The organism is Stenotrophomonas oahuensis, from assembly GCF_031834595.1.
Classification (GTDB): Bacteria; Pseudomonadota; Gammaproteobacteria; order Xanthomonadales; family Xanthomonadaceae; genus Stenotrophomonas; species Stenotrophomonas oahuensis.
In genome coordinates, this window is the sequence record NZ_CP115541.1 from 2,140,361 (window position 1) to 2,157,230 (window position 16,870).

General features: G+C 65.7%; 15 protein-coding genes. 8 read left to right on the forward strand and 7 right to left on the reverse strand.

Annotated elements, in window-relative coordinates; all coding sequences use genetic code 11:
• Positions 1–66: 66 nt before the first annotated feature.
• Positions 67–693 (forward strand): hypothetical protein, encoded by a 627-nt coding sequence (locus PDM29_RS09350; protein WP_311193549.1) that lies wholly within the window; start codon positions 67–69, stop codon positions 691–693.
• 156 nt (positions 694–849) lie between these two features.
• Here PDM29_RS09350 and PDM29_RS09355 read toward each other — a convergent pair whose 3' ends face one another.
• Positions 850–1,998 (reverse strand): PQQ-dependent sugar dehydrogenase, encoded by a 1,149-nt coding sequence (locus PDM29_RS09355; protein ID WP_311193550.1) that lies wholly within the window; start codon positions 1,996–1,998, stop codon positions 850–852.
• A 153-nt stretch (positions 1,999–2,151) separates the two neighbouring features.
• Between PDM29_RS09355 and yiaA the strand changes: the two genes are divergently transcribed.
• Entirely contained in the window at positions 2,152–2,598 is a 447-nt protein-coding gene (gene yiaA / locus PDM29_RS09360) for an inner membrane protein YiaA (RefSeq protein ID WP_311193551.1), read from the forward strand.
• A gap of 4 nt (positions 2,599–2,602) precedes the next feature.
• Here yiaA and PDM29_RS09365 read toward each other — a convergent pair whose 3' ends face one another.
• From PDM29_RS09365 to PDM29_RS09390, 6 genes are all read right to left on the reverse strand, one after another.
• Positions 2,603–2,971, reverse strand: a complete 369-nt coding sequence (locus PDM29_RS09365) for a hypothetical protein (protein WP_311193552.1) — start codon at positions 2,969–2,971, stop codon at positions 2,603–2,605.
• Positions 2,972–3,152: 181 nt separating this feature from the next.
• Complete coding sequence (locus tag PDM29_RS09370; RefSeq protein WP_311193553.1) at positions 3,153–4,460, reverse strand: APC family permease; 1,308 nt, start codon at positions 4,458–4,460, stop codon at positions 3,153–3,155.
• Positions 4,457–5,212: a L,D-transpeptidase family protein gene (locus tag PDM29_RS09375; protein WP_311193554.1), complete on the reverse strand. Its 756-nt coding sequence runs from the start codon at positions 5,210–5,212 to the stop codon at positions 4,457–4,459. The genes PDM29_RS09370 and PDM29_RS09375 overlap by 4 nt, the downstream gene beginning before the upstream one ends.
• A gap of 15 nt (positions 5,213–5,227) precedes the next feature.
• A complete protein-coding gene (locus tag PDM29_RS09380; protein WP_311193555.1) occupies positions 5,228–6,076 on the reverse strand; it encodes a MurR/RpiR family transcriptional regulator in 849 nt (282 codons plus the stop codon).
• A 3-nt stretch (positions 6,077–6,079) separates the two neighbouring features.
• Complete coding sequence (locus PDM29_RS09385; protein WP_311193556.1) at positions 6,080–7,186, reverse strand: dipeptide epimerase; 1,107 nt, start codon at positions 7,184–7,186, stop codon at positions 6,080–6,082.
• Positions 7,186–8,619: a C40 family peptidase gene (locus PDM29_RS09390; protein WP_425508750.1), complete on the reverse strand. Its 1,434-nt coding sequence runs from the start codon at positions 8,617–8,619 to the stop codon at positions 7,186–7,188. Before PDM29_RS09390 ends, PDM29_RS09385 begins: the two co-directional genes overlap by 1 nt.
• Positions 8,620–8,960: 341 nt before the next feature.
• Between PDM29_RS09390 and PDM29_RS09395 the strand changes: the two genes are divergently transcribed.
• The 6 genes from PDM29_RS09395 (at position 8,961) to PDM29_RS09420 (ending at position 16,850) form a co-directional block, all read left to right on the forward strand.
• On the forward strand, positions 8,961–10,439 hold the full coding sequence (locus tag PDM29_RS09395; protein WP_311193756.1) for a transglutaminase-like domain-containing protein: 1,479 nt from the start codon (positions 8,961–8,963) through the stop codon (positions 10,437–10,439).
• Positions 10,440–10,480: 41 nt separating this feature from the next.
• Entirely contained in the window at positions 10,481–13,507 is a 3,027-nt protein-coding gene (locus PDM29_RS09400) for a TonB-dependent receptor (RefSeq protein WP_311193558.1), read from the forward strand.
• Positions 13,507–15,072, forward strand: coding sequence for a serine hydrolase domain-containing protein (locus PDM29_RS09405; RefSeq protein ID WP_311193559.1), 1,566 nt, complete (start codon positions 13,507–13,509; stop codon positions 15,070–15,072). The genes PDM29_RS09400 and PDM29_RS09405 overlap by 1 nt, the downstream gene beginning before the upstream one ends.
• A complete protein-coding gene (locus tag PDM29_RS09410; RefSeq protein ID WP_425508735.1) occupies positions 15,023–15,784 on the forward strand; it encodes a M15 family metallopeptidase in 762 nt (253 codons plus the stop codon). Before PDM29_RS09405 ends, PDM29_RS09410 begins: the two co-directional genes overlap by 50 nt.
• 46 nt (positions 15,785–15,830) lie before the next feature.
• Positions 15,831–16,208, forward strand: coding sequence for a hypothetical protein (locus PDM29_RS09415; RefSeq protein WP_311193561.1), 378 nt, complete (start codon positions 15,831–15,833; stop codon positions 16,206–16,208).
• 222 nt (positions 16,209–16,430) lie between these two features.
• On the forward strand, positions 16,431–16,850 hold the full coding sequence (locus PDM29_RS09420; protein WP_311193562.1) for an EF-hand domain-containing protein: 420 nt from the start codon (positions 16,431–16,433) through the stop codon (positions 16,848–16,850).
• The last annotated feature ends 20 nt before the right edge of the window (positions 16,851–16,870 follow it).

Genomic DNA, 16,870 nt, shown 5'->3' on the forward strand with positions numbered 1-16,870 from the left:
TCCGATCATCCGCACGTGACACCCTGCGCACTACCCTGATTCCATTCTCATTCGGATGGAACGCGCATGCGCCTGACGCCCCTCCTGCTCGCCCTCACCACCCCCCTGTGGCTGACCGCCTGCAGCAAGCCCGAATCCTCCGGCACCACCGAAGCGCCCGCCGCCACCGCCCCAGCGGAAGATGCGCCGGTCGCCGGCAACTCCCCTGACGCGGTCCCGGCCACCAGCGAACCGGCCCCGGCCACCACGCCCGCACCCGCCACCACCGAAGTGGCCGCCGGTGAAGCCGCCGCCTCTGGCGACGACCACGCCGCCGCCGCGGAAGGCGACGCGCGCCAGCGTATCGAACGCCTGCTCGGTGACGTGGATCAGTACGAAAAGGTGTTCACCGAGCTGCAGCGCGGCGTTGCCGCCGATGATGCCGCTGCGGTCGCCGCGCTGCTGCGTTACCCGGTGCGGGTGAGCGTGGACGGCAAGACCGTAAAGCTTGCCGACGCGGCTGCATTCCAGCGGGATTACGCGAAGATCGTTACGCCGGCGCTGAAGGCGCTGATTGCCGAGCAGCGTTTCGACACGTTGTTCGTCAACCAGCAGGGCGTGATGCTGGGGCAGGGCGAGGTGTGGATCACCGGCACGTGCGTGGACAAGGCATGTGCGAAGTCCGACGTGAAGGTCAACAATATCGGCGCGTGATCGCCCGGTGCGGCACCGCGAAGGACGCGCATGGCGGGACATCGGGCGACCATGGATGGCGTTGACGCGCATGGCGCGTCACTACGATCCATGGTCGCTCGACCGGTAGGGACGCGCCATGCGCGTCCATCGCGGGGTCTCTCGCACCCGGAACAATTAACCCTTCGGCGTCAACTTCAACAGCCGGCCGTTGCTGCCATCTTCCAGAATCCAGATGGCCCCATCCGGACCCTGCTCCACCTCGCGAATCCGCTCACCCATCGCAAACCGCTCGGCTTCCTTCGCGTTGTCACCATCAAACGCGACGCGCACCAGCGACGTTGACGACAGCCCGCCAATGAAGCCGCTGCCCTTCCACTGCGGGAACTGCGAACCGTTGTAGATGATGAAACCGGCCGGCGAAATCACCGGCGTCCAGGTGATCTTCGGTGCTTCAAACTCCGGACGCGTGCTGTGGTCCGGAATCTCGCGGCCGTCGTAATGGTTGCCGTTGGAGACAATCGGGTAGCCATAGTTCTTGCCGCGCACGATCAGATTCAACTCATCGCCGCCGGCCGGGCCCATTTCATGCACCCACAGCTTGCCCTTCGCATCAAAGGCAATACCCAGCGCATTGCGATGGCCGATCGACCACGCCTGCGCCGCCACGCCACCTTGTGAGGCGAACGGGTTGTCACCCGGCACCGTGCCGTCGTCGTTCAGACGGACGATCTTGCCCAGGTTGCCGCTCATGTCCTGCGCCGGGTCGAACTTCTGCCGTTCGCTGGAGGTGATCCACAGCTTGCCGTCCGGCCCGAACGCCAGGCGATGGCCGTAATGGCCCTTGCCGCTCACCTTCGGGGTCTGCCGCCAGATCACCTTGAAGTCCTGCAGCGTGCCGCTGCCATCGGCGGCCAGCACCAGCTTGGCGCGCGCCACGGCCGCGCCGCGGGTGTCGTTTTCACCCTCTTCGGCGTAGCTCACGTACACAAAGCCGTTCTTGGCGAAGTCCGGGTGCGGCAGCACATCGCCCAAGCCGCCCTGGCCGCCGTAGGCCACCTTCGGCAGGCCGGTGATCTCGGCGCGCTTGCCGGTCTGCACATTGAAGTGCTGCAGCGTGCCTTCCTTCTCGGTCACCAGCAGGCTGCCATCGGGCAGGAAGGCCATCGCCCACGGCTGGTCGAACTTGGCGACCTCGGTGGCGGTGAACGGCCATTGCGCCTTCTGCAGCACCGGTGCCGCATCGGGGCTGGCCGCCACGCAGGCGGTGGTGAACAGGGCAGGGGTGGCCGCAAGGGCCAGGGTGAGCAGCAGATGGCGGGGCATGAGGGTGTCTCCGTCAGGGGTGCAATGTGAAGCCATGGTTGTACAGCATGGCCATCAACACCGCGTGGACCATAGGTCACCCCGGATAGGCGCGCCGCCCGGATTCAGCTAACGTACGCAGCAACACGGACGCCTCAAAACGGAGTTTGCAGCATGAATGCCAGCGTACAGAAACCTTCCCCCGCCTTCATCGCCGCCTCCTGGACGGCGCTGCTGCTGGGCGCGGCGGCCTACCTGATCGGCCTTTTCAACGCTGAGATGGCCCTCAACGAGAAGGGCTACTACCTGACCCTGCTGCTGTTCGGCCTGTTCGCCGCCGTGTCGCTGCAGAAGAGCGTACGCGACCGTGTGGAAGGCATTCCGGTCAGCGGCCTGTACTACGCGCTGTGCTGGTTCGCCCTGCTGGCCTCGCTGCTGCTGTTGCTGGTCGGCCTGTGGAACGCCACCCTGCTGCTCAGCGAAAAGGGCTTCTACGGCATGGCCTTCGCGCTCAGTCTGTTCGGCGCAGTGGCCGTACAGAAGAACACCCGCGACCTCATGGCCGCAGGTGCTGATGAGCCGAAGCGCGCAGCCAAGCTGCCGCCGCTCCCCGGCGAATAAGAGCTCACGTCCCGCGCGGCACACCTTTATCCAGATGCGCCTGCCGCAACGCGGTGGACTCATCCCACCCACGCTGCACCGCCGAGCGCGCCTGCTCCCAGGTCAGCTTGCTTTTCGCATGTTCACTTGCCCAGCGCGACTGCAGCTCCGCTTCAACCTGCTCATACGCCTCAATCACCTCATCGGCCCGCGTACGCTGATGACGCGCGCTGTAACCGAGGTAATACGCCGGCTCGTAATCATCAAAGATCAGCTCGCTGTTGCCGTCGTAATACGGCTCCGCGCTGAAGCGCTCGCGCCAGTAATCGGCAACTGCCTGGCGCGGCACGCCGTCTTCCGGCACCCGGCCGGGAATCTGATAGTCAGGGCTCATGTCTGGCTCCGGTGGGGTGAGGGTTTACCGTAGCCTTGAGGCGGTTAACGTTGTGGGCGTGGCGGGTGAATGGTGGATCAAACCGCCCGCACGCCCCGCCACGACCAACGGTCGTGGCCTACCGATCGCCCGCCAACGGATGCACCGACGGATCGTTCGCCATCGATCCGGCTCCGGTAGATCACGACCGTTGGTCGTGATCGCCCTTCCGCGGCAACAGATAAATCACCCCACCCACCGCGAACGCAATCAACGCCGCCGCGATGTTCTGCCAGCTGGCACTGGCAAACAACGCCAGACACAGCACCAGCGCCAGGATAGGAATCAACGGCCCCCCTGGCAGCTTCAATGCCCCCGGCCGATCCCGGAAACGCCGCGCCAGCACAATCACCGCCGCCGCCGTGCCGATATACGCAAACAACCGCGTCGTCATCGACAACAACGCCAGCTGCACGAACGACCCGCTCAGCGCCAGCACCAGCGCAATCAACCCCTGGGTCACAATCGCCGCCGCCGGCGTGCGGAAGCGCGGATGCACCTGCGCCAGCAGCTTCGGTCCATAGCCATCGCGCGCCAGCGCAAACAGGAAACGCGGCCCCATCATCATCGTGTTGCTGTTGGTGCCCAGAATCGAAATCGTCGCGCCCACGGTCAGAATCAGCGCCAGCGCCTCACCCCCAAACCCCGCCGCCGCATCCGCCAACGGCGTCGCCGAATCCGCCAGCGCCGGCAGCGTGCCCTGCGCAATGAACTGCACCGCGCCGTAAATCACCGTCACCGTCACAATCATGGTGATCAGCGCGAACGGAATGTCGCGCTTCGGGTTGCGATATTCACCCGCCGCCGCCGGAATGTTCTCAAAACCCGCATACGCATACAGCAGCAACAGCGCCGCCTCGCCCATGCGCTGCAGGTCATGCGGATCGGGGCGCTGGCCGGAGAACGCCAGGTCCATGTCCACATAGAACGCGCCAATCAGCACGAACAGCAGCAGCGGCAGCAGCTTGCCGATCACCAGCACGATGCCGGTGCGCGCCGCCGAGCGCACGCCCATCACGTTCACCGCGGTCAGGAACCCCAGCGACACCACGATCACCAGCACCCGGCCCATATCGTGCCCGGCCCACGGCCAGAACCGCGCCACCGCATCGGCCAGCGCATTGCTCAACGCCGCCGCCGAGCTGATCCGGGTCAGCCAGATCATCCAGCCGATCTCAAACCCGGCAAAGCGCCCGAACGCCTCGCGCGCATACAGATAACTGCCACCCGGCTCATCGAAGTAGCTCGCGGCCTGCGCGTAGCACAGCACCAGCAGCGCCACCACGATGCCCGCCGCCACCACGCCCCACAGGCTGAACGGTCCCAGCAGCAATACCGTGGCCGCCGGCAGCAGGTAGATCCCGCTGCCAATCACGTCGTTGATCGACAGCCCGACAATCTGCCAGCGGCTGACCGCACGCTCCAGTTGCGGTTCGGAAGGTGTGCTCATGGCGCGCCCAGAGCCGGCAGCTGCCACTGCGCCTGCAGCTGCGCGTACTGCGCCTTCGGCAGCAGCACGAAGCGCGGTTGTGCCGCCGGCGTCAGCCAGCCCAGCAGGGTGGTCATGTGCGCCGGCTCCATCGCCGTGCACCCGGCCGTGGCCTCACCGGGGGTGCGCCACAGGTGGGCGAAGATGCAGCTGCCGCCGCGCGGCACCGCCTTCGGGTTGTGCTCGATCACAAAGCCCTCGCGGTACCGCACATCGCCCTTGTTGTGCAGGTCCAGCCGCATCGGCTCGGTGGAACCCTCCACCGCCTCGGCTCCCACCACGTCCGCATCGACGATGCGGTTGTAGTACTTCGAATCCGGTACATCCATGCAGTAGCTGCTTTCCATCATCGGCTGGTAGGGCAGGGACGTGGTCACCTTGTCCGCATAGCCGAACGCCTCGCCAATCGCGAAGATCCCGGCCGGGCTGCGGCCATCACCTTCCTGCTTCTGCGGCCCGCCCTTCTGCGCCGGGTGCAGGCCCGTGCCCCAGGCGCTGCCGCTGCGACCCACCGCCACCGTGAATGCCTCACCCTGCGGTCGCCAGCCGGTCTCGGTGCGCGCATACGCCTGCAGCGTGCCGGAGGTGGCATCCCAGTCAGCCGTGGTCACCACCACCAGCTGGGTGGTGCCGTCCAGGGGATCGGCGGCCCAGGCGGGCAGGGCACAGGCCAGCACAACGGTGGCAACAGCGGTTCGCAGGTACGGCAGCATCGTCAACTCCAGAAATCAGGTGTCGATCAGGTGTTCAATCCGCTCCAGGTTCACCCCCAGCTGGCGGTGCCGGTCCGGGTTGGCGTGGCAGAGCAGAACAAACAGAAAGTCCAGCAGCGACTGCAAGGCTGAACGGTACAACAGTTGTGCCATCGAAGGGGCCGGGTCGTGCGCGCACACCACCAGCGCCGCATCGGCGTGCGCGCGCAGCGGGTTGGCACTGTGGCGGGTGATCGACACCACCTTGCCGCCCATGTCCTGGAACTGACGCGACAGCTGATACAGCTGCGGCAGCTTGCCGAACTCCGAGAACACCAGCAGCACGTCACCCGGCCGCACTGCGGAAAGATTGGCCATCATCAGAATCGGGTCAGCGTGGTGCACGGTCAGCATGCCCAGCAACGACAACCGCATCGCGAACTCGCGTGCATACAGGCCATCGTCGCCCAGCCCGTACACGAACACCTTCGGTGCGCCGTCCACCAGCGCCACAATCCGCTCCACATCGGCCTGCGCATTGGCCACCCGGGTTTCGTCATCGGCGGCCTGCCGGCTGTGCCGCAGGCGCTCGCCCAGCTGTGCGTAGCCGTTGCCTGGCTCGCCCGCTGGAGGGGCCGCCTGCGGGTCGCTGCCCGCGCGCGCCACCGCCTGGCCCACCGAGTACTTCAGGTCCGGGTAGCCCTTGAAGCCCAGCTTCTGGCTGAACTTCACCACGCTGGACTGGCTGATCCCCAGCGCGCTGGCCAGTTGCTGCGACGAGTAGTCGCGCAGCAGGTGCGCGTTGTCCAGGATGAAGTCGGCAATGCGGCGTTCAATCGCCGACATCTGGTCGCGTTCAGAGCGGATTTTCAGCAAAGGCGGCATCGGTTACCAACGTGGCGGCGTGATCATTTCCAACCCCTGCACCTCGGTGATCCCCAACCCCGGCGTATCACTGATGGTGATCTCAGACTCGTTGAAATGCACGCCCCCGGTGACCGGATTGAAGCGGCCCAGCGACGGCCCGTCCAGGTCCACCTTGGTGATCACATCGCTCTTGGCCACCGCCAGGTGCACCGCCGCGGCCACGCTGATGCTGGACTCGATCATGCAGCCAATCATGCACGGCACCCCGTAGATGGCGGCAATGTCCGCAATGCGGATCGCGTTCGACAGCCCGCCGGTCTTCATCAGCTTGATGTTGATGATGTCCGCCGCGCGCTGCTGGATCAGGTCGAACACCTGGCCCGGATTGAACACGCTCTCATCGGCCATCACCGGCGTGTTGACCCGGTCGGTGACGTACTTCAGCCCGCTGATGTCGGCCGCCTTCACCGGCTGCTCCAGCAGTTCCAGTACCACCCCGGCTTCTTCCAGCGTGCGCATCGCCTGCACCGCCTGCTTCGCCGTCCAGCCCTGGTTGGCATCCAGGCGCAGCAGGGCACGGCCCTGCACGGCAGCGTGGATCGCCTTCACCCGCTCCACGTCCAGGCCGATGTCCTTGCCCACCTTGATCTTCAGCGACTCGAAGCCGCGATCAATCGCGGACAGCGAGTCCGCCACCATCTTGTCGATGTAGTCCACGCTGATGGTGATGTCGGTGGTGATCACCGGGTCGCCACCGCCCAGCATCTGGTACAGCGGCGCGTTGTGCAGCTGTGCCCATAAGTCGTACAGCGCGATCTCCACCGCCGCCTTCGCGCTGGTGTTGCGCTCCAGCGATGATTGCACCAGCGCGCAGTTGCGGTTGAGGTTGGCCACGTCCTGGCCAATCAGGCGCGGCTTGATGAAGCGGTCAATCGCCTCAATGATCGACCCGTGCGTATCGCCGGTGATCACCGCCGTCGCGGGCGCTTCGCCGTAGCCGGTGTGGCCGCTGTCGGTGCGGATCAGCACTACCACGTCTTCCACGGTATCCACCGTGCGCAGCGCGGTTTTGAACGGGGTTTTCAAGGGCACGCGCAGCATGCCCAGTTCGATATCGGTGATTTTCATCAAGGGGTCTTGGCGCGCATGCGTTGGATGTTGGTGATGCGGTCGATGTAGCTCACGGTGTCGCTGGCCATCATCGGCTCCAGCGGGGTCACCGAAACGCCGTTGAGGTGCGCCTGCACGCGGGTGCCGTCCGGTGCGAACCAGCTGCCACCGGCGGTGTCGTGAATCATCCAGGTGTTGCCGCCGAAGTGACCCAGGGTCAGCATCACGTGGCCCGGAATGTAGACCAGGTCGCCGGGCTGCAGATTTTTCACTGCCTCCATGCGCTTGGCTTTGCCGTCTTTCGCGCTGAACGCAATGCGGTCCAGCGCCGGACTCACTGCCTGCGCGCTGGTATTGCGCGGCATCAGAATGCCGAAGCTGCGGTACACCTCGGAAACGAAGCCGCTGCAGTCGCGGGTGTCATACGAATGACCCCAGCCGTAGCGTTCGCCCAGGAACTTGAACGCCTGCGTGTACAGATCGCGCGGGGTCAGTTCCAGATAGGTTTCGCTGGTGTCCTGTGAGCGGGCGATCAGCGCCGGCACCAGGGCAAGCGAGCCATCGTCATTGCGTACCGGCAGCTGCACCACGTAGCTGGCATGCGCCTGCTGGCCGTTCACCGGCTGCTGCAGCGGCCAGTCGACCAGCGCTGGAAGACGCACGCCCATGTCCAGCTGCAGGCGCGAAACCCGCGGCTCCTCCGGGGTAAACGTGGTGAATACGGTGGCTCCGGTCACCACGCGGTAGTGTTCCGTTGCGCCGTAGCCCAGCACCGTCGCTTTGTCGCCCACGCCGACGAAGCGCTTTTCGATCCACGCCGTGTAGCGCTCGCTGGTAACGAACAGCCACTGGCCATCCGCACTTTCATGCAGCACCGCCACCGCGTCGCCGGGGAACAGCGCCGATTCCTGGAAGCGGTCGATATCGGTATCGCCCGGGCGGCTGAGCACCCGCAGCAGCGTCGGGAAGGTCCGCAGCGCCGCGCGGTGCACCACCAGCCCGTACTGCAGCGGGCGGTTCGCGGCTATGGCGTCAGCGCCGGCGTTGGCGATGATGGACGCGCGCTGATCGGCGCTGATCGGCTGGCCGTCTTCGCCATACAGCGGCTTTTCCGGCCAGCCCGACAGTGCATCAAGGTCGGCTTTCACTTTAGCCCGGGTCAGCGAAGCCGGCAGCGCATCCAGGTTGTGAATGGACGGATCGTTCGCCCGCATGCGCGCGTTCTGCGCGTCGATGTCGTCCCGGCTGAGCAGAATCCGGTCTGCTTCGGTAGGGGGGATCGCTGGCCTGCCCGCGCCTCCGTCCTGCTCACCAGACCAGAACTCCGGGTGCAGGAACGAGTCGGTCAGCCCGATGACATCGCCATACCCCGAAAGCGGCCGCTCCGCGTCCTGTGCCCCAGTCGCGCCCGCGACCGTCAGCAACAGCGCCATCGCCATCGCCATCGCCATCGCGCGCAACCGCAAACCGGCCTGGCCCCCGCGCGCCGCCCGCACTCGCGACGCGGCCTGATTCCCGTAGTGACACGCCATGCGTGTCATCGACCCAGCATCAACGCCCATCAACGGTCACCCTCCAGAAAACCTTGTGGAATATTTATTCCTTCTTCAGCCAAAAGCAAGAATAAATTATTGACCGCCTACCCGCCGCGTGTTACACAGCGATTACCACCCGCACCTGTGGAAGTGTCGCCGTGGAATCCGCAGTTCGCAAACCGCACCGGCTCCGTCGCTTCGCCTGGCACACCGCAGCCTGCCTGCTGCTGGTGTCGCCGGCGCTGTGCGCGCAGCCGATGCCTGCGCTGCCGGATCTCATCACCCAGATAGACGCCGGCCACTTCGCCCAGGCCGAAGCCGACATCAGCCGCGCCTTGGCCGATGCCAACCTCAGCCAGGACCAGCGCGACGCCTACACCTTCCAGCGCGAGCGCATGCGCCGCATCCGCCTCGACTTCACCCTGGATGCCGCCGCCGCGCAGGCCCAGGTGCGCAAGCAGATTCCTGACCTGACCGACGCCGAGTTCGCCCGCTGGGACGCACAGGGGCATCTGGAGCATCTGGACATCGACGGCCAGCGCCACTGGTTCAAGCGCGCACCGTCGAACCTGTTTCGGGTGAGCGCCGAGGCCCGTGCCCGTCGTGCGCCGGGCGTGCCGGTGCCGAAGGACGGGCCGTATGAAGTGCTTGGGCCGCACCATCAAGAGGTGGTTGACGCGGCACGTTCGTATCGACCAACGGTCGATACCTACCGGGATGACGTCGGCGATCATCATCCCGCGGCATCCACCACCGACGACCGGAATGCCGGTAGCCCACGACCGTTGGTCGTGGGCCCGCTATCCCTCACCCCACGCCACGTCACCGTCACTCAATCCCTCACCGTCAAACCCGACACAGTGCCCGCCGGTGAAACCGTGCGCGCCTGGATTCCATACCCCCGCGCCATCCCCGGCCAGCAGGAAAACATTCGTTTCCTCGGCAGCAGCGGCGGCACCGCGCCCGCGCAGATCGCCCCGGAAGACACCCAGCAGCGCACCGCCTACCTGCAGGCCCCTGCCGTCGCCGGCCAGCCCACGCAGTTCGAGGTTCGCTACGAACTCACCGTGTACGCCCGCCACACCGACATCGACCCGGCCAAGGTGCAGCCCACGCCAAACGACCCGGCGCTGCAGCCGTACCTGACCGAACGCGCCCCGCACGTGGTGTTCACTCCCGCCCTGCGCGCGTTCTCCCAACGCATCGTCGGCGACGAAACCAACCCTTATCGCATCTTCGAAAAACTCTTCGACGCCGTAGACCGCATCCCCTGGGCCGGCGCACGCGAGTATTCCACCCTGTCCAACATCAGCGACTACGCCCTGCACGCCGGCCACGCCGACTGCGGCCAGCAGACCCTGCTGCTGATCACCCTGCTGCGCCTGAACGGCATTCCCGCGCGCTGGCAGTCCGGCATGGTCTATTCCGACGACGCGGTGGGTTACAACAACCTGCACGACTGGGGCGCGGTGTACCTCGCGCCGTACGGCTGGGTCCCGATGGACGTCACCACTGGCCGCCTGCACAGCAGCACGCCCGCCCTGCGCGACTTCTATATGGGCGGCCTGGACGCCTACCGCATCGCCTTCAACGACGATTACGACCGGCCGCTGGTGCCGGCGAAGCACTACCCGCGCTCGGACACGGTCGACAACCAGCGCGGTGAAGTGGAGTGGTCCGGCGGCAACCTGTACTACGACCAGTGGACCTACGACTTCCAGTCACACATGAAATAACCCACCACCACCATTTCACAATCTGCAGGAGAGAGCAGGGGATGAAAGCGAACAGTTTGAAGCGGGCGGCGCTGTGCGTCGCACTCGGGGCCTGTCTTGGCGTTGTGGCTCCCGGCATTGCCTGGGCCCAGGCCGTCAGCGGTGCGGTCGCCGGCCGCGCCACCGCCGGTGACCAGGTCACCGTGGTCAGCACCAGCACCGGGGCCAGCCGCAGCGTCACCGTCGGCAGCGACGGTACCTATCGCCTGGGCCAGCTGCCGGTGGGTGACTATCGCCTGCAGGTCAGCCGTAATGGCCAAAACCTCGGCGACAGCGTGGCGGTCAGTGTGGCCGTCGGCGGCACCACCAACGTCAACCTGGCCAGCAGCGGTGACGTCGTCAATCTGGATGCACTGCAGGTGGTGGGCACGCGCGTGGTGAACCGCGTGGACGTGTTCTCCACCGAAAGCTCGTTCAACGTCAACCGCCAGGAAGTCTCGCGCCTGCCGGTGGCGCAGGACCTTTCCGCCGTCGCGCTGCTTGCGCCGGGTGTGGTGGGCGGCAACTCCACCTTCGGCGGTCTGTCGTTCGCCGGTTCCTCGGTGGCCGAGAACGCGGTGTTCATCAACGGTCTCAATGTCACCGACATGTACACCCGGCGCGGCTTCTCCAGCGCACCGTTTGCGTTCTTCAACGAATTCCAGGTCAAGACCGGCGGCTACTCGGTGGAGTTCGGCCGTTCCACCGGTGGCGTCATCAATGCGGTGACCCGCTCGGGCAGCAATGAATTTGAAGGCGGCATCGAAGTCACCGCCGAACCGTCCGCATGGCGCTCCAGCGGACGCGACCATTTCCACCGCGACGGCAGCGCGCATTCCTACGCCAGCCGCGATGACAGCAGCTTCTTCAAGACCAATGTGTGGGCCAGCGGCCCGGTGGTGAAAGACAAGCTGTTCCTGTTCGCCATGTATGAAAAGCGCGACGAGAACGGCCACAACACCTCCAACGACGCCCTCACCTGGTTCAAGAACGAGGCCGACAACGGCTTCTGGGGCACCAAGCTCGACTGGAACATCAACGACAACCACAGCCTGGCGCTGCTGGCGTTCAGCGACGAAACCGAAACCACCGCCGGCGCGTACAACTACGACTGGGACGACAACGTCATCGGTGCGTGGGGCGGTGATTCGGTCACCGAAGCCGGCGGCAAGAACTGGTCGGCCACCTACACCGGCCATTTCGGCGAAACCTTCACCGCCCGCGCCATGGTCGGCCAGAACAACCAGCGTGCGTTCACTCGTTCCTCGCTGGACGAACTGTGCAGCCCGGTGTTCACCGATGCCAGCTACGCCTCGCGCCTGGGTCAGCTCAATGGGCTGCGCCCCGGCTGCCATCCCACTGGTGCCGCCGTGGCCGAGCGTGACGACACCCGCGATGTCGCCCGCCTCGATTTCGAATGGCAGCTCGGCACGCACCTGCTGCGCTTCGGTGTCGACCGCGAGCTGATGACCACCGAGCAGAGCACCCGCTACCCTGGCCCCACCCAGCTCAGCTACACCGCCTATGTGGCCCGCCCCGGTGATGAAGTGTGGGACGGTGCCAACGCTTTTGTGCCGCCCGGCGTGACCGAGATGCTGCGCGCGCGCAACCGCGTGTCCGGCGGCACCTTTGAAACCGAAGCCAATGCCTTCTACCTCGAAGACATCTGGAACATCACCCCCAACCTCATGCTCAACCTGGGCGTGCGCTGGGACCGCTTCGAGAACCGCACCGCGGATGGCGATGCCTTCATCAAGATGGACGACCTCATCGCCCCGCGCTTCGGTTTCAGCTGGGACATGAAGGGTGACGGCACCACCAAGCTGTTCGGTAACGCCGGCCGCTACTACCTGCCGGTCACCAACAACATCAACGTCAACTTCGCCGGCGGCCTCACCGACGAGTACAGCTACTACGTGCTCAACGGCTGGCAGACCCAGGCCAACCCGGTCACCGGTGCGCCGTATGCCGCGCCGATCATCGGCCAGCAGATCGGCCCGGTCGACACCCGCATGAACACTGGTGCGGCCGACCTTCGCCAGAGCGTGGACCGCGACCTCAAGGCCGTGTACCAGGACGAATACATCCTCGGCTTCCAGAGCATGCTCAACCAGGCCTGGTCGTGGGGCATCAACGCCACCTACCGGCGCATGACCCGCGCGCTGGACGACATGCGCCTGAACTACACCCCGTGCGGCCCGACCGGCACCACCCTGTGGCCGATCGCCAACCCCGGTGAAAGCCTGACCATCTGGGGCGATTCCAGCATCGGCTGCGCCGAGGAAGGCTGGATCACCATCGACACCGCCAACAGCGGCTACCGCAAGGGCGGCAGTGGCGAAGTGGTCGGCTACTCCAAGCCCAAGCGCACCTACAAGGCGCTGGAATTCCAGATCGACCGCGCCTGGGACGAGAAGTGGCTGTTCAACGCGTCCTACCTGTGGTCACGCAGCGACGGCAACTTTGAAGGCCCGGTCAATTCGGACACCGGCTACGGTGATACCGGCATGGTCCAGCACTGGGACCACCCCGCCAACAACGAACGCTATGGCGTGCTGTTCAACGACTTCCGCCACCAGTTCAAGTTCCGCGCTGCGTATGCGCTGAGCGAGCAGTGGAGCTTCGGCACCACCCTGCAGGTGCAGTCCGGTGGCCCGGTCACCGCATTCGGCGTGATGTGGCCCAACGACAGCACTGCCGGCGGCAGCACCAGCAGCGAAAGCAGCGGCGGCGGCACCGGCTGGCTGTGCGTGGCCAACTGCAGCGGCACCTACGCCCAGCGCCAGTTCGAGTACAGCCCGCGCGGTGCCTATGGCCGCCTGCCCTGGACCTGGACCATGGGAGCCAACGTCACCTGGCGTCTGCCGGTGGAAGGCGTGGACCTGAGCGTGCGGCTGTCGGTGTTCAACCTGTTCAACAACCAGACCGTGGTCAACGTGCACCAGCGTTATGAAGCCCAGCCGGGCCAGTACCGCGAGAGCACGTTCAACACCGGCACCCGTTGGCAGGCCCCGCGGTATACGCAGCTGCAGGCGACGTGGAATTTCTGATGGCGATCTTCCATCAATGGCTGACCGCATTGATGGTGGTGATCTCCCGTAGAGCCGGGCTCTGCCCGGCTGCTTTTCCGCGGTACCCCGTGGAGCCGGGCAAGACCCGGCTCTACATCGCGTTGGCATTGTTCATCCCCACGGTCGCATCTGCCTCCCCCTTCACCCCACTGCTGGACCAAACCATCCAGCACTACCCGGTCGAAGGCATCGCCATGGCCGTCATCGAAGACGGCCAAACCACCTTCACCGCCACCCGCGGCGAAGGCATCACCGACCACACCCGCTTCAAAATCGCCTCCAACACCAAAGCCATGACCGCCGCGGTCCTGGCCCGCCTGGTCCAGCGCGGCGTGTTGCACTGGAACGACCCGGTCATCCAACACCTGCCGCAGTTCCGCATGCACGACCCCTGGGTCACCGAACACATGCAGGTGCGCGACCTGCTCATCCACAACAGCGGTCTCGGCCTCGGCGCAGGCGACCTGATGCTGTGGCCCGAGCCCAACGCCTACACCCGCGCCGACATCATCGCCGGGCTGGCCCACCTCAAGCCCGTCACCAGCTTCCGCAGCGGCTACGCCTACGACAACCTGATGTACGTCGTCGCTGGCGAAGTGGCCGCTGCCGCCGCCGGCAAGCCGATCGACGTACTGCTGCAGGAAGAGCTGTTCACCCCGCTGGGCATGACCGGCTGCCAGACCGACCCCACCCAGACCTCGCTCGCCGCCGGTGGCGTCCGCTGCAGCCTGCGCGATATGACCCGCTGGATGCAGGTGTTGCTGGACCCGTCGCTCGTCCCCGATTGGCTCAACGCCGAGCAGCGCCGGCAGCTGTGGACCGCCCACATGCCCATGCCCCTCGGCGAACGCCAACGGCGCTGGGACAACGCGCATTTCTCCGCCTACGGCTATGGCTGGCGGCTGTCGGACATGGACGGCCAGTTCAAGGTGGCCCACACCGGCACCTTGAGTGGTGCGTATTCCTCGCTGGCGTTGCTGCCAGACAGCAGGAAAGGCGTCGTCATCCTCATCAACGGTGAAGGCGAAAACGCCAGAACCGTCTTGATGCAGGCCGCATTGAAGACCCTGATCCACGCAACATCGATCGACCAAACCCCGCGTAGTGACGCGCCATGCGCGTCATCGCCATGCCAAAACACCGCGACCAAACCCACGATCGCCCCATACATCACCGAACTCCAATCCGAACACACCACCCGCAAACCCCGCCCCGACACCTCCGCCCGCACCCCAGCCCCCACCACCGTCCCCTGGCAGGGCATCTACCAGGACCCCTGGCTGGGCACCGCCCACCTCTGCCCCGAAAACGGGAAACTCCGCTTCAGCGTCGAAAAATCCCCACGCCTGCGCGGAACCGTGATGCAGCTCGATTCCCGTTGGCTGGTGCAGTGGGATACCCTCGAAGCGGACGCCGAGCCCTGGCTGCAGGTATCGCCGGGCACCCCGCAGACCCTGAGCCTGCGTGCCATCGACCCGGATATCGACTTCAGCTATGACTATCAGGACCTGCATTTCACCCGCACAGGCAGTTGCCCCCGGTAGGTCACGACCGTTGGTCGTGACGGCCCTCGCGCTGACCCTCACCGCCCTGACCACCACCGCCCACGCCCAACCGGTCCAGATCGCCCTGGTCCGCACCGCCGAACAAGCCGGCCTGGTCGACATCACCACGCTGTCCCCCAACATCCAGCTCGACATGCGCTACGCCGGCAGCAACAACTTCACCGGCCGCAGCGTGCCCGGCTACGAATCCCCCAAGTGCCTGCTGCTAGCCCAAGCCGCCAGCGCACTGGCCCAGGTCGAAGCCGACCTGCGCAGCGAAGGCCTCGGCCTGAAGCTCTTCGACTGCTACCGCCCGGCGCAATCCGTGCAGGCCTTCGTGGACTGGGCCAACGACCCCACCGAGCTCTCGCGCAAAACCATCCAGTACCCCGGCATCGACAAACCGCAGCTGCTGGGCGGCTACATCGCCGAAACCTCCGGCCACAGCCGCGGGGCCACCGTGGATCTGGGCCTGGTGGACTGCCGCAGCGGCACCTGCACCGATGTGGATATGGGCACCGACTTCGACTACTTCGGCCCCGAAGCCCACACCGACACCGCGCAGATCACCCCCGACCAGTACAACAACCGCCAGCGGCTGGTGCGCGCCATGCAGGCGCAGGGCTTCAAGAACTACCCGCTGGAATGGTGGCACTACACCCTGGACCCCGAGCCCGACCCGAAAACCGCCTACGACGTCCCCGTGCGCTGATCGCTGCCCCGTACAATGGCGGCGGACGCCATTCGCCCGGAACGCAATGAATCTGCCGCTGCACTTTGGACTGCTGGGAACCCTGGAAGCCGGTCTTATCGCTCTGCTCGTTGGACTGCTGGTCTACAGCCTGTGGCAGCGCCTGTGCCGCTGGGCTGGCTGGTCGATGGGCCATGCGATTGGCTGGGCCTGCTTCATCTCGGTGATCATCAGCGCCGGCATCGACGCCTGGAAACTGTTCTACATGGGCATCGTGCGGCTGGAGTCGCCGTTCTACGCGCGCATGTACCTGGCCACCATCCACGATCCCAACGAACTGGGCTCGCGCGTGGTCATTGAAGTGGCCGGTGCACTCGCCGGTGTGGCACTCGGCTGGGTGATATTCAGTTCCCGGTCAGCCGAAAAAACTGAGACCTCGAACTGATTTTCCGTTCGGTGCGCGTTAAACGCAGGCGCGCTGAATGCGCACATTACCGACCTGTCACCTGCGCGTAACCGAGCCGGTAATGCACGCATCTGCGTAAGTGGTTAAGACCGCGTTCGCACGCCGGTTGCAGCCCAAGATCGATTCACAAACGCGGTGGCAGGGTAGGTGCCGTACGGAAACAACGACCCGTGCAATACCCCTTTGACGGAGACCACCCCAATGACGAATCGCAACCGCAAGCCCCTGATCGCCCTGTTGATCGCCGCCGGCAGTGTGATGGCCATTCCGGCAATGGCGCAGACCGCGCAGCAGAGCGCCGCGCAGGCCCAGCAGCAGGCCGCCCAGGCGCAGCAGGCCGCCGGTGCCGCCGGCCAGGCCGCTGACAATGCCAGCGGTGCACCCGCCGCAGCATCGGCACAGGCCGGCGGTGGCGGTGGCGGTCAGACCTGGGCCAGCGTCGACACCGACGGCAACGGCACCATCAGCAAGTCCGAAGCCCAGGTCAACGCCGGCCTCGCCCAGGTCTTCGACCAGGCCGACACCAACAAGGACGGCGAGCTCACCCCGGATGAATACAAGGCCTACGTCGCCGCCCAGCAGACCGGTGCCGCCAACGGCGGCAACGCCCCGGGCCGGTAACATCCGACCGTTGGTCGGAT

What these genes read in the sequence shown, in the direction of transcription:
- yiaA (WP_311193551.1), top strand. Translation starts at nt 2,152, where the DNA reads ATGAATGCCAGCGTACAGAAACCTTCCCCCGCCTTCATCGCCGCCTCC.
- PDM29_RS09420 (WP_311193562.1), top strand. Translation starts at nt 16,431, where the DNA reads ATGACGAATCGCAACCGCAAGCCCCTGATCGCCCTGTTGATCGCCGCC.
- PDM29_RS09350 (WP_311193549.1), top strand. Translation starts at nt 67, where the DNA reads ATGCGCCTGACGCCCCTCCTGCTCGCCCTCACCACCCCCCTGTGGCTG.
- PDM29_RS09385 (WP_311193556.1), bottom strand. Translation starts at nt 7,186, where the DNA reads ATGAAAATCACCGATATCGAACTGGGCATGCTGCGCGTGCCCTTGAAA.
- PDM29_RS09365 (WP_311193552.1), bottom strand. Translation starts at nt 2,971, where the DNA reads ATGAGCCCTGACTATCAGATTCCCGGCCGGGTGCCGGAAGACGGCGTG.
- PDM29_RS09410 (WP_425508735.1), top strand. Translation starts at nt 15,023, where the DNA reads ATGACTATCAGGACCTGCATTTCACCCGCACAGGCAGTTGCCCCCGGT.
- PDM29_RS09370 (WP_311193553.1), bottom strand. Translation starts at nt 4,460, where the DNA reads ATGAGCACACCTTCCGAACCGCAACTGGAGCGTGCGGTCAGCCGCTGG.
- PDM29_RS09390 (WP_425508750.1), bottom strand. Translation starts at nt 8,619, where the DNA reads ATGGCGATGGCGATGGCGATGGCGCTGTTGCTGACGGTCGCGGGCGCG.
- PDM29_RS09405 (WP_311193559.1), top strand. Translation starts at nt 13,507, where the DNA reads ATGGCGATCTTCCATCAATGGCTGACCGCATTGATGGTGGTGATCTCC.
- PDM29_RS09380 (WP_311193555.1), bottom strand. Translation starts at nt 6,076, where the DNA reads ATGCCGCCTTTGCTGAAAATCCGCTCTGAACGCGACCAGATGTCGGCG.
- PDM29_RS09400 (WP_311193558.1), top strand. Translation starts at nt 10,481, where the DNA reads ATGAAAGCGAACAGTTTGAAGCGGGCGGCGCTGTGCGTCGCACTCGGG.
- PDM29_RS09355 (WP_311193550.1), bottom strand. Translation starts at nt 1,998, where the DNA reads ATGCCCCGCCATCTGCTGCTCACCCTGGCCCTTGCGGCCACCCCTGCC.
- PDM29_RS09415 (WP_311193561.1), top strand. Translation starts at nt 15,831, where the DNA reads ATGAATCTGCCGCTGCACTTTGGACTGCTGGGAACCCTGGAAGCCGGT.
- PDM29_RS09375 (WP_311193554.1), bottom strand. Translation starts at nt 5,212, where the DNA reads ATGCTGCCGTACCTGCGAACCGCTGTTGCCACCGTTGTGCTGGCCTGT.
- PDM29_RS09395 (WP_311193756.1), top strand. Translation starts at nt 8,961, where the DNA reads ATGCCTGCGCTGCCGGATCTCATCACCCAGATAGACGCCGGCCACTTC.